This is a genomic window from Desulfoluna sp. HI9BLuna, assembly GCF_056829775.1.
In genome coordinates this window covers 2,829,498-2,841,967 of sequence record NZ_CP186555.1, presented here as the reverse complement: position 1 = coordinate 2,841,967, position 12,470 = coordinate 2,829,498, and the positions used below count along the sequence as shown (strand labels likewise).

Below are 12,470 nucleotides of genomic sequence, written 5' to 3'. Positions count from 1 at the left end.
CGTAGCCGAAGGCGAAGACGGGCTTTTCATCTGGGCGCAGCCCGAACCTTTTTTCAATAAGTGACCCGCCGGAGGCAACTGAATGTTTAAACGCGTTGCCCCTGGCTAAATCCCCTATGGCCGTCTGCACATGTGACAACCCCGTGATACATCTTTCTTGTTGTCCGGGGTGGGCCTGGGTATTACACTACGGTCTACCTTTAATTACACGAACCAACCAACACACAGGTGTTTTATGAATCGAACAAAAATCAAGGCGCTTCTGGCACGAACAGCTCCCCTGGAAAAAGTCCTGATAAAAGGCTGGGTCCGCACCCGGCGCGACACCAAAGAGTTCTCTTTTCTTGAAATCAACGACGGCTCCTGCCTGGCTTCCATTCAGGTGATCGTGGACGCAGGCAGCCCCGGCTCCGAACACCTCCCCGACCTCTCCACCGGAGCGGCCGTTGCCGTCACCGGGGAGATGGTCCCCTCCCCCGGCAAGGGCCAGGCCTTTGAGATCCGCTCCCATGCCCTGGAGTTCGTCGGAGGATCCGGAGGAGACGCCTACCCCTTACAGAAAAAACGACACAGCGACGAGTTCCTGCGCACCATCGCCCACTTAAGGGCCCGTACCAATAAATACGGGGCCATCATGCGCATCCGCTCCCGCACCAGCCACCTGATTCACCGCTTTTTCGAGGAAGAGGGATTTTTCCTGATCCACACCCCCGTCATTACCGGGTCGGACTGCGAAGGCGCGGGGGAGATGTTCCGCATCACCACAGTCAAAGGCACCACCCCTGCCTCCGAAGATTTTTTCGGCAAAGAGACCAACCTCACCGTCTCGGGCCAGCTCTCCGCTGAGATGATGGCCCTGGCCCTTGGAGATGTCTACACCTTCGGCCCCACCTTCCGTGCAGAAAACTCCCACACCAGCCGCCATGCCGCCGAGTTCTGGATGCTGGAGCCCGAGATGGCCTTCTGCGACCTGGCCGGCAACATGGACGTGGCAGAAGCCCTCATCAAATACGTGGTGAAAGGGGTCCTTGAGACCTGCAGCGAAGACATCACCCTCTTTGCCAAGTTTGTGGACAAAACCCTCATGGCCACCCTCACCTCTTTACGGGACGACACCTACGAGCGCCTGCCCTACAAAGAGGCCGTGGAGATCCTTCAAAAGGCAAAGAAAAAATTCGAGTACCCGGTCTCCTTCGGCACCGACCTCCAGTCCGAACACGAACGCTACCTGGCCGAAGAGCACTTTAAAAAGCCGGTCTTTGTCTATAACTACCCCAAAGGGATTAAGCCTTTTTACATGCGGGTCAACGACGACGACGAAACCGTGGCCGCCATGGACCTTCTCGTCCCCCGCATCGGCGAGCTGGTGGGCGGCAGCCAGAGGGAAGAGCGGGAAGATGTCCTGCGCAAACGCATGGCCGACATGAACCTGCCCGAAGACGAATACTGGTGGTATCTGGACTCCCGCCGCTTCGGCTCAGTCCCCCACAGCGGCTTCGGCCTGGGCTTCGAGCGGCTGCTCATGCTTCTCACCGGCATCACCAACATCCGTGACGTCATTGCCTTCCCCCGAACCCCGGGAAGCATCGATTTTTAGAAAGCAAGCCTCCGGCGGCCCAGGTGGGGGCACCTGGAAACCCTATGGGTCCGTAAAAACAAGCTACGCCGTGACAAGCCGCAAAAAAAGAACTGCTGGGAAAGTGTCTGAATTGTTTCGGCGTAGCTGCGAAATGATGCTTTAAAACCTGTTTGTCAAACTTTTCAAAAGTTTGGCCCCCGGCAGGGCCGCCGGAGGCTTGTTTCCCCTGTTTGACCATGAAAACCGTTTTTCAGAAATGAGGAGAGATATGGAAGCCAGGAAACGGATTGCCCTTGTGGCACACGATGAGATGAAGCCCAAGATGATGGCCTGGGCCTTGACCCACAAAGCGGAACTGGAAAAGCATGAGCTCTACGGCACCGGCACAACAGGCGGGCTTCTAACCTCAGAGGTGGGCCTTGAAGTGACCTGCCTGAAGAGCGGGCCCCTGGGCGGGGACCTGGAGCTGGGCAACCTCATCGTCAACGACGGCCTGGACATGCTCATCTTCTTCTGGGACCCCATGACCGCCCAGCCCCACGACGTGGACGTCAAAGCCCTCCTGCGCATCTCCGCCGTCCACAACATCCCCATCGCCTGCAACCAGGCCTCGGCAGACTTTTTTGTCACCAGCCGCTGGTTCAGCTCGCCCTATGAATCAGCCCAACCAGATTACACCGCCCACATCAACCGAGCCGTCCAGGCTGACACATAACAATAAAAGCAGCGAAAAACATGGCTCCGGCGGCGAGGGTGGCGAAGCCACTATTGCGAAAACACCTCGAAAGCAGGTTGCGGATGCGTTTTACCCCTCGTTCCTCGGGTCAAAACACATCCGCCTTTAAAACCACATTCATAAATTTTTCTTCAACTAATCAGTGGCCTTCGGCGGGTCGATTTTAAAAAAAAGTTCCGCAAAATTTTCCGATTGCCTCATCAGATTAAATCGATTGGTATTCGATAACACTCGAATGAGCCGAATTCGTTCTCAAAACCTGTTTGTCAAACTTTACAAAAGTTTGGCCCCCGGCAGGGCCGCCGGAGGCGGTTTTTAAGAAGGGCTCCGCAGGAGTTTGCGGACTTCGTCGGAGAGGCGGGCGAGGCTGAAGGGTTTTTTGATGAACCCGGTGTTGGGTTCGGTGAGGAAGGTTTCCACCCGCTGGTCTTTGCGGTACCCGCTTGAGATGAGTACCTTGACCCCGGGGTCGATGTCTTTGAGCAGGTGGTAGGTGTCGATGCCGTCGATGCCCGGCATGATGAGGTCCAGGATGACCAGGTCGATGGTCCCCTTTTCCCGTTTGTAGAGTTCCACAGCCCCGGCCCCGTTTTCGGCGGTGATCACGTCCAGTCCGATCTTGGCCAGCATCTGGGCCCCCACGTCCAGGATAAGGGCTTCGTCATCCACAAGCAGGACCCGGTGGGTCTCCGGCGAGGCCTGGCGGTAGATATCCATGCCACGGCGCGCACCGCCCGGTGGACGTGCAAGTTCCCTTTCATCCGGCAGGGACGAGACCGAAAAGGCCTTGCCCTCGGAATCTGTGCTTTTTTCCACCACATTGAGGAGTTTTTCGGTGAGGCGGGTTCCGCTTCTGATGTAGCGCTCCATGTTTTTGAGACGCTCATGGAAGGGATCATCCGCGTCCGTGTCGTGGAGCATGATGGAGATGTTCCCCTGGATCACCATCATGAGGTTGTTGAACTCGTGGGCCACGCGCCCGAAGATCCGATTGCGCTCCTGGGAGATCTCTTTTTCGCGCAGGGAATCCAGCTCCGCTTCCAGGGCGGCAATTTTCTTTTCCAGTTCTCGATATGTGGGGGTCTCAGCCATTATTGATCTCTTTTCGGGTAAAAAAGTCCAATCCCACGCCGGGCCCAAAAAACCAAAGGGCCCGGACAAAACCTGCCGCACACAAAGAAAGGTGATCCCTTCATCGTACCCCGGCGACCTTGCGCGAGCCCTTTAGAACAAAACGTATCCCTTTGGATACCTGTGGTTAAATATCCAGGGACGAGACCTCAAGGGCGTTCTTCTGGATAAACGCCCGCCTGGGTTCCACCTCTTCCCCCATGAGCAGAGAAAAGATGTCATCGGCATTTTCCGCATCGTCGATGGTCACCTGGAGCAGGGTCCGACGGTCGGGATCCATGGTGGTCTCCCAGAGCTGGTCCGGGTTCATCTCACCGAGACCCTTGTAGCGCTGGATGTTGATCCCTTTCTTGCCGTCCTTCATCACGAGGTCGAAGAGCTCAAAGGGGTCTGTGGCGGTGTGGACCGTCTCGCCGGTTTCGCTGTTGGTGACCAGCACCTCCCCGTCCATGACCGCCTGGATCTTGGCAAGGCTTGTTACGGCGGCGATGTATTCGGAGGAGTAGAAGAGCACACGCCCCACCTCCATGGTGCCTCCCATGTGAAGGGTCACCTCGTCGTCATCGGCCTTGCTCTTTTTCTCCACATAGAACCGGTAGCGTTCCCTTTCCGGGTTGTAGGCCAGATCGCCCACGTCGAACCCGCTGTCCACGACGCGGCAGCGGAAGGCTTCCATCTTCTCACGGTCCGTCAAAAAGGCCTTGTCGATCATGCCCTCTTTGAGGATCTCCATGAGGAGCCTGCGGTCGTAACCCCGGCGCTCCATGGTGTCCATGGCCTGTACAAAGGTGGACAGGTCCATGAGCATGTTGAAAAGTTCTTCCCCGGAGATCTCGGTGCCTCCTGCCGTGATGTTGCGGTTTTCAAAAATACGCTTGAAGATAAAATCCCGGTACCCGGTTTCATCCTTTAAGTAGACGCTGCTCTTGCCCTTGCCCACCTTGTAGAGGGGGGGCTGGGCAATGTAGAGGTACCCGCGCTCGATGAGGGCCGGCATCTGGCGGTAGAAGAAGGTCAGCAGCAGGGTACGGATATGGGATCCGTCCACGTCGGCGTCGGTCATGATCACCACCTTGTGGTACTTGATCTTCTCGATGTCGTACTCTTCGCTGCCCACGCCGGTGCCGAGGACGGTGATGATGTTCTTGATCTCATCGCTTCGTAAGATCTTGTCGAACCGGGCCTTCTCCACGTTGAGGATTTTGCCTTTGAGGGGAAGAATGGCCTGGGAACGCCGATCCCTGCCCATTTTGGCAGAGCCCCCTGCGGAGTCGCCCTCCACGAGAAAGAGCTCGCGGAACTCGGGCTCGGAGTACTGGCACTCGGCCAGTTTGCCGGGCAGGGTGGAGTCGATGAGGGCACCCTTGCTGCGGGCCAGGTCACGGGCGCGCTTGGCCGCATCCCGGGCACGGGCCGCTTCCACCGCTTTGGTGATGAGCTTTTTGGCCACCGACGGGTTCTCCTGGAGAAAGTCGGCAAACTTTTCGTTAACCAGGGACTCCACCACCCCTTTGACCTCGCTGTTGCCCAGCTTGGTCTTGGTCTGGCCTTCGAACTGGGGCTCGGGAACCTTGACGCTCACGATGGCGGTGAGGCCCTCACGGGTGTCGTCGCCGGAGATCTTGCCCTGCATGTTCTTGGGCACGTTGTCGCTGGTGGCGTAGGTGTTCACCGTACGGGTCAGGGCGCCTTTGAACCCGGAAAGGTGAAAGCCCCCCTCGTGGGTGTGGATGTTGTTGGCAAAAGAGTAGATCTTTTCGTTGAAGGTGTCGTTGTACTGAACCGCCACTTCCACCTGGATCCCGTCCCGCTCTCCACCAAAGGTGATGGGCTCGTGAAGGGCTGTCTGGGACCGGTTAAGGTATTCCACAAAGCTCTTGAGGCCCCCTTCATAATGAAAGGCCTTTTTCTCATCGGAGCGCTCGTCTTCGATGGTGATGCGGATCCCGCTGTTCAAAAAGGCCAGCTCCCGGAGCCGCTTGGTAAGGATATCGAGGTTGAAGTTGTCGTCGTTCATCACCTCGGTGTCGGCCTTGAAGTGGACCCTGGTCCCGCGTTTTTCGGTCTCACCCGTCACCTTAAGGTCGCTGGTCTTCTCCCCTTTGGCAAAGGACATCTGGTGGATCTTGCCGTTCTGGTAGATCTCCAGATTCAGGAAAACCGACAGGGCGTTGACCACGGAGATACCCACGCCGTGGAGACCACCGGAGACCTTGTATGACTTGTCGTCGAACTTGCCCCCTGCATGAAGCTTGGTGAGAACCACCTCAGCCGCGGTCATGTTCTCGGTTTCGTGCATGCCCGTGGGGATTCCACGCCCGTTGTCTTCAATGCTGATGGAGTTGTCCGGGTGGATGACGATGGAAATGGTATCGCAGTAGCCTGCCATGGCTTCATCGATGCTGTTGTCCACCACCTCGTAGACCAGGTGGTGAAGCCCCTGGATATCCACGTTACCGATATACATGGACGGTCTTTTCCGGACTGCTTCGAGTCCTTTCAATACCGTGATACTGTCTTGGTTGTAGCTGTTGGTCTGTTCTTCTGTCATGCGTCTCTATAGCCTTTGGCCCACGTGTTGAGTTGATCCCCTGTGCCCCTGCCGTGTCGGTTATCAGGGAAAGGATCAGATCTTCATGGGCATGATGATGCTCAAAAAGCGCTTTGCTTCCACCCCTTCCACAAGGCAGGGGTGATGGTTGTCCCGAAGGTTTACCAGAATACGCTCATCGTTTATCACATTCAATGTATCGATTAAATATTTGGGGTTGAAGGCCACCTCCACCTCGTCCCGCTCAAAGGCGATGGCCATGTCCTCTTTGGACTCCCCAAGGTCCGGGTTGGTGGCGGTCACCTCCAGCCGGTTATCGGAAAAGTTGAAGATGACGCTGTTGTAGCTGTCGGACGAAAGGATGGACATGCGCTTGAGCATCATGGAAAAGAGCTTTCGGTCCACCTCGATGTCAAAGGCGTCGTCTTTTTCGATGACCTGCTCGTACTCGGGAAAATCCCCTTCCAGAAGCCCGATGATCACCGTCTCTTTGGCCATCTTGAAGATCAGGTAGTTGTCCTTGACCCCCACCTCCACATGCTCTGCATCTTTGTCGAGGATCTTGGCCGCCTCCATGAGGCCCTTTTTGGGAACGATGACGCTCTCCCCGGGGACAAAGTTGGCGTCGTCTCCGATTTCCACATCCACCTTGCACAGGCGGCGGCCGTCCGTGGAGACCATGCGCATCAGGTTCTGGCCGCCGCGCTGGATCCGTTCAAAACAGACACCGGTGATGTGGGCCCTCTTTTCATCGGAGGGTGCCTGGATCATCACGGTCTTTTCGATCATCTCACGCACGCCGCCCGTGGGGACGCGGGCAAAGACCACTTCGTCCACCCTGGGGACATCGGGGAAGTCGTCCGGGCTCATGCCGACAATATGGTAGACGATGTTGTTGTTCTTGATCTCGATCCACTGGCGCTCGATCTCTTCGATGAGAACATCTTCACCCGGAAAATTCTGGACAATCTCAAAGAGCTTCTTGGCATTGATGGTGATGGCGCCTTCCCGCTCCACATCCGCGGTGTAGTGTCCTTCAAACCCTGTTTCAAGGTCCGTAGCCACAAAGGAGATGCCTTGGCCTTCCCCTTTGATCAGAACATTGGCGGTAATGGCCAGGTTGCTTTTACGTCCTGTAATCCCCTGTACCCGTCCAAGAATGGTGGAGATATCTTTTTTGGCTATTTTGAATTTCATGAGGTTTTCCAAAGTTTCATGCTGAATCCGTGGTTCGATGGTCGGTGCAACCGGTACTGGTGTCCGAAGGTGCAGCCGGGGTGTGGTCGAGACTGGGATCAGGTCGTTCAATCAAGGGGTTTGGATTCAACGATTCGGTTTGTGAATGAAGGGGTCCAGGACCTGATCACCCCCTATGTCATAGTAAGTTATACCGAAATTATCAATATAAAAAAAAGTCATTTACCCCTTTTTTGGGGATCTTCTGGGGGGCTTTTGGGTCTGTGTTTGGAAAGTGGTCTAACTTTTTAAAAATTCTTTCCGTTTTCATTATGCGGAATGTGTGAAGGCAGCCTTTCCGGCTGCCTTTTTATGTTGGGTGTGTTTCAACGACAGGAAGTGTGAAGAGGTAGGGGGTATGTTCTTATTTTTAATTTTTTATAAAAGATAATCATAATAAAGGGTGTTGATAAGTGACATAAGTAGGATAAGACCTTTAAATAAAAGAAGATAAAAATGTCAAAAAACGGATTTATTCGGTCTAAAGCGTTGTTGAAAACCACATGCTTTTTGACAGGTTTTGAAAAATTGTTGATAACCCTGCAGGTTTTGAACAATCCGTGAACCGGTTTTGGACAACAAAAAAGGGGCGCGGAAGACCGCACCCCTTGGGATATTCGTGTAAACCCCCTGTATATACAGGGGGTTTTGGTTATGAAGAGGTTATGAACAATAAGAAAAACCTTTTTGTTTCTAAGATGTTAACCAGACCTTGATGGCGGGAACCGTCTCTTTTTTCCAGGCCTCGGAGATGCGCAGCCGCACAAAGTCACGGAAGAGTCCCCCGGTAAGGTCCACAATCTCCCGGGAGAGAAAGAGCTTGTCGATGACGGCCCCTTCGGTTTCATCGCCCGATTCCACCGGAGGCGTCTCAGGGGTTTTCAGGCCTGTGATGTTGAAATTTTCGCCCTTAAGGGTAAAGGTCCATCCCAGGTCCCCTTTTTTGTAGGCCAGGGAGATTTCGGTGACCAGGGCCCCTTTGCGGATAGCCACGATCCCTTCGCTTAAGTCTGCGTTGTCTCCCTTGATGGTAACGCTCTCTACGGTGCTTTCTTCCCGGATCACTTCCAGGACGATACGGTTGCCCACGGTGAGCTGTACGGGCATGCCCTCGTCGTCCTTGAGGCGCTCGGGGTCATTTTCCAGGGTAAACCAGAGCCAGGTGAGGAACTCATGGCCGAGGAATTTGTATTTGTTGTATAAGACAGCGATGTCGAGCATGGGTTACTCCGTAAAATCTTCTGGGGTGATGGACGAGAGGCGGTCCCGGTCCGTGTCGGAGAGGGAAAAGGTCAGGTCGGCCTGGGTGTAGGGAAACAGGCGAATGAGTTTCAGGCCGGAAAAACTTTTGTTGAAAAGGGTCTCGAACTCTTCGTTGGCGGCCTTCTGGGTGGAGTAGAGCCACACCTCCTGCTCCTCGTACTGCCACACCACGTCAAAGACGTTGGGCGTGGGCGGGATGCGGATGGTGAGGACGTTCATGACGTGCTCTTTGATCTCGCTTTTTTCGTTTTTCGACAAAAACTCCCGGTCGCTTTCAGCCAGGCGTTTGGCCGAGGCAATGGCCACCTGCTGTTTCACCACCTTGGTGGGGATGGACTTTTTGTCGATACGCATGCCAAAGACGTAGTGGGTGCCGATCTGAAAGGTGGCGTCGTCGAAATCGGGGGTATAGGGGGCCTCAAAGGAGGTCCAGCCCACGGCCATGTCCTGGGCTTCGTTGTCAATATCGGTGATGATCTGTTTTTTTAGCCCTTTGCGAACCTGCTCGGTGGGGTTTTCCGAGAAGCTTCCCTCCACCCGGTATCGGGCGATGGTCTGGGTGGCTGATAACAATCCCATAGGGTAGTCCTTCGTGGTGTCGGTTGGTTGTGTTGATAACCCGGCGGCATCGTTTCCTGTGCACAAGGGGTGTAACAAAAAGGGGGCCGGGTTGATGAGGGGCACCGGAAAGAAGGGCTTTCCAGGCGGCCCAAAGGCATTTTATATCGTGAATACTGGAGCCAAACAAGGCATTATATCTTGATTTTTAAGGGGGCTGCCCCGTATACCTCGTTTACGGATTGCGCTGTGAATCCATCATTGAGAAATGGAAGAAAGGGCGCATCCAACCTGTGAAAAAGGCGCCATACCAGGGGGGTACAGCCCCATAGCCGATGTAAAAATGGAGTTTAACGATGACGAAAAACTGTGTAAAATCAATGAAACTTGAAAACGGCCTCACCTTGATACTTGAAGATGCGTCCCGAAGGATCAGCGAGGACGCCTTTGTGGTGACGGCCCTTTTTTCCATTGAGTTCGAGGTGACCGAGACCGAGGCTACTGCCGTGGGCCTTTCCCTTCCCGAGTTGACCAAGGCCTTGGGGAGAACCACAGCGCGCTATGAAAAACGGCTGGAGCGCAATTTTATTGCGGCGTCTGACAAAGAGAAGGTCTTTGACGAGGTGACAGGGTCATTTCTCAAAACCGGCCTGGCGTATCTGTCACACCCTTCATTTACAGGGGGCGTGGTCCGGAAAACCCTTGTGGAAAAACGGGGACGGTACAACAGCATCGGGTCGTGACACAAATGAAGGTCCAATTTGGTACAGGGGGCGGTATGGCGCGGAGTCGGTGGATGATTGTGTTGTGGGTGGTCATGGGATGGACCGCTGCGGAGGCCGACATCTATATCTACAGGGACGCCTCGGGCACCCTGTGCTATACCGATTCTCCGGACGCCCGCCAGATCGACCTCATGGGGGCACGGCCCATGGGGGGGCAGAAAAAGAAAACAACGGGGAGAATGTGGAGCTCGTCGGCCTATGACGCCATCATTGTCCGTGCCGCCGAGGCCCACAGCATTTCCTTTGCCCTGGTGAAAGCCGTCATTCACGCGGAGTCGGGGTTTAACCCGAGGGCCCTCTCCCCCAAAGGGGCCAAGGGGCTCATGCAGTTGATGCCCGACAACGTCACCTATTACAAAATCAAAAACCCCTATGACCCCTATGAGAACATCATGGGGGGCACAGCTTACCTCAAGAGCCTGCTCACCGATTTCAAGGGCAACCGGAAACTCGCCCTGGCCGCCTACAACGCAGGTCCCACCACCGTCAGACATCACAAGGGCATCCCGCCCATTGCCGAGACCCGGGCCTACGTGGCCAAAGTGGAACGGTTCAATTCCTATTACAGCAGCCATTGATTCGATGCACCAGCACAGGGTGGGGCGAGAAGGTCGTTCCCCCTCGCCCGGGGTGATCAGTTGAGGAGGGTCTGGAGGTAGGCGGTGAGGCGGCCCTTGATCTCCGGGTTGTCCATGGCATAGGCGATATTGGCCATTTGAAAGCCTGCCTTGTCCCCGCAGTCAAAACGGGTCCCTTCAAAGAGAAAGCCGTAGATGTCCTGGGTGGTCAAAAGCTTTTCCATGGCGTCGGTGATCTGGATTTCACCGCCGGCACCGGTCTCTTTGGCTTCCAGGAGGTCGAAGATCTCCGGGGTGAGAATGTAGCGGCCGATGATGGCCTGGTTGGAAGGGGCCGACTCCGGGGCGGGTTTTTCCACAAGGCCCTGCACTCGGATGAGGCTGCCGTTTTCACTGGCGCCATCCACAATGCCATACTTATCCGTCTGGCTCGGGTCCACCTCCATCACCGCCACCATGGAGGACTGGGTGTCGTCAAAGGCCTTCATCATCTGGGAGAGGACAGGGTTTTCTGCCTTGACCAGGTCGTCGGCAAGGAGGACGGCAAAGGGCTCGTTGCCCACCACGTCCCGGGCGCACCAGATGGCATGACCCAGTCCCAGGGGTTTGTTCTGACGGGTGTAGATAATGGTTCCGGTTTCAGGGACCAGGGCCTCCATGAGCTCCAGGGTCTGGTCCTTGCCCCGCTCCTTTAAGATAGACTCCAGTTCGTGGGAGTGGTCGAAGTGGTCTTCCAGGGCCTCCTTGCCCCTGCCGGTGACAAAGATGATTTGCTCGATGCCGGCGGCCAGGGCCTCTTCCACGGCGTATTGAATCAAAGGTTTGTCCACCACGGGGAGCATCTCTTTGGGGAGGGCTTTGGTTGCCGGAAGGAATCGTGTGCCGAGGCCGGCAACTGGAAACACCGCTTTTCGTATTTTCATAGAGTCGAATCCTGATGGTTTGATGTTGTGAAATTGTGAGTTCACGACGGCGGGTAGTGAGACTTTTTTGTTGTGATATACGGTGAATGGCGTCCGAAATCAAGGGGTGTTGGTAAATTTTTATTGTAAAACCGGAGTGAAATTATTATGTTACTCCTTTTTTGGGAACTAAAAACACATATGGGACGTGTTTTTGACATAGAAGGAGTGAGGAGCGATCAATATGAGTGAATCTGAAAAAAAGGCAGACATCGTACCGGTGCGGTTGGGACGCAGCTCCGGTTTTCAATTTGAATGCCACAAAGGTGTCAGCTGTTTCACCAAATGCTGCCGGGGGATCGATATCATCCTGACCCCCTACGACATCATTCGCCTGAAAAACAAGCTGGAACTTCCGTCCGAAGAGTTTCTGGCCATCTACACCGAGCCCCAGCTGTTTGAAAAAACCGACCTTCCCGTGGTGACCCTGAAACTTCTCGATGACGAGATCCGGTCCTGTCCCTTTGTGCGGGACGAAGGCTGCCTTGTCTACGACGACCGCCCCACCACCTGTCGCTACTACCCCTTGGGGGTCGGCAACCTCAGCCACGGCGAAGACGGCGGTGACGACGACAAGGATTTTTTCTTTTTCGTCAACGAGCCCCACTGCAAAGGGTTTGAAGAGGCCAAGGAGTGGACCGTGGATTCCTGGCGAAAAGACCAGGGCGTGGACATTCACGACGAGATCAACGCGGGCTGGGCAGATCTTATCGTGCGGAAGCGCAGTTTTCCCCCCAATATCCAGTGGACCCCCAAGGCCAAAGAGATGTTCTTCATGGCCTGCTACAACCTTGACGCCTTCAAGCGGTTTGTCTTTGAGAGCCCTTTTCTCGACAAATTCGAGGTGGATCAAGAGCGTATCGAAAAGATGAAGACCGACGAATTGGCGCTGCTTGAGTTTGGTTTTCTCTGGCTGAAGGACGTTTTTTTCTTAAAGGAAAACGAGGATAAGCTGTTCAAGCCGAAGAACCCTGCATAGTCAGGGGTGATGGCAGCCTTTTTTAAGGCTGTTTTGATAAAAAAGGGTCAATTGTTCATAACTTTTCAGGTAAAAGGCCCTTGATCCCGTTTATTGTTTATAAAAAAAGCCG

General features: G+C 54.8%; 11 protein-coding genes. 5 read left to right on the top strand and 6 right to left on the bottom strand.

Features of this window, described 5'->3' with window-relative positions; translation table 11 throughout:
* Positions 1-235: 235 nt before the first annotated feature.
* Both asnS and ACOYW0_RS11560 read left to right on the top strand, forming a co-directional pair.
* Positions 236-1,597 carry an asparagine--tRNA ligase gene (gene asnS, locus ACOYW0_RS11565; protein WP_482418585.1) on the top strand — a complete coding sequence of 454 codons (1,362 nt, stop codon included), beginning with the start codon at positions 236-238 and terminating at the stop codon, positions 1,595-1,597.
* Positions 1,598-1,847: 250 nt separating this feature from the next.
* Complete coding sequence (locus ACOYW0_RS11560; protein ID WP_482418584.1) at positions 1,848-2,294, top strand: methylglyoxal synthase; 447 nt, start codon at positions 1,848-1,850, stop codon at positions 2,292-2,294.
* 336 nt (positions 2,295-2,630) lie between these two features.
* Here ACOYW0_RS11560 and ACOYW0_RS11555 read toward each other — a convergent pair whose 3' ends face one another.
* The 5 genes from ACOYW0_RS11555 to rdgC form a co-directional block, all read right to left on the bottom strand.
* Positions 2,631-3,407, bottom strand: a complete 777-nt coding sequence (locus tag ACOYW0_RS11555; RefSeq protein WP_482418583.1) for a response regulator — start codon at positions 3,405-3,407, stop codon at positions 2,631-2,633.
* 166 nt (positions 3,408-3,573) lie between these two features.
* The gene (gene gyrB, locus ACOYW0_RS11550) at positions 3,574-5,997 is read right to left on the bottom strand and encodes a DNA topoisomerase (ATP-hydrolyzing) subunit B (protein ID WP_482418582.1); all 2,424 of its coding nucleotides are present in this window, start codon (positions 5,995-5,997) and stop codon (positions 3,574-3,576) included.
* 75 nt (positions 5,998-6,072) lie between these two features.
* Positions 6,073-7,194, bottom strand: coding sequence for a DNA polymerase III subunit beta (gene dnaN, locus ACOYW0_RS11545; RefSeq protein WP_482418581.1), 1,122 nt, complete (start codon positions 7,192-7,194; stop codon positions 6,073-6,075).
* A 732-nt stretch (positions 7,195-7,926) separates the two neighbouring features.
* Complete coding sequence (locus ACOYW0_RS11540; protein ID WP_482418580.1) at positions 7,927-8,454, bottom strand: hypothetical protein; 528 nt, start codon at positions 8,452-8,454, stop codon at positions 7,927-7,929.
* 3 nt (positions 8,455-8,457) lie between these two features.
* Positions 8,458-9,075, bottom strand: a complete 618-nt coding sequence (rdgC, locus tag ACOYW0_RS11535) for a recombination-associated protein RdgC (RefSeq protein WP_180138206.1) — start codon at positions 9,073-9,075, stop codon at positions 8,458-8,460.
* A gap of 335 nt (positions 9,076-9,410) precedes the next feature.
* On the opposite strand from rdgC, the gene ACOYW0_RS11530 reads away from it, so the two are divergent.
* Both ACOYW0_RS11530 and ACOYW0_RS11525 read left to right on the top strand, forming a co-directional pair.
* Positions 9,411-9,797, top strand: coding sequence for a hypothetical protein (locus ACOYW0_RS11530; RefSeq protein WP_482418579.1), 387 nt, complete (start codon positions 9,411-9,413; stop codon positions 9,795-9,797).
* Between the two features lie 53 nt (positions 9,798-9,850).
* Positions 9,851-10,417 (top strand): lytic transglycosylase domain-containing protein, encoded by a 567-nt coding sequence (locus ACOYW0_RS11525; protein ID WP_482418578.1) that lies wholly within the window; start codon positions 9,851-9,853, stop codon positions 10,415-10,417.
* Between the two features lie 56 nt (positions 10,418-10,473).
* Here the strand turns inward: ACOYW0_RS11525 and galU are convergent, their stop codons facing one another.
* Positions 10,474-11,340, bottom strand: a complete 867-nt coding sequence (galU, locus tag ACOYW0_RS11520) for a UTP--glucose-1-phosphate uridylyltransferase GalU (RefSeq protein WP_482418577.1) — start codon at positions 11,338-11,340, stop codon at positions 10,474-10,476.
* A 223-nt stretch (positions 11,341-11,563) separates the two neighbouring features.
* On the opposite strand from galU, the gene ACOYW0_RS11515 reads away from it, so the two are divergent.
* Positions 11,564-12,358, top strand: a complete 795-nt coding sequence (locus ACOYW0_RS11515; RefSeq protein WP_482418576.1) for a YkgJ family cysteine cluster protein — start codon at positions 11,564-11,566, stop codon at positions 12,356-12,358.
* The last annotated feature ends 112 nt before the right edge of the window (positions 12,359-12,470 follow it).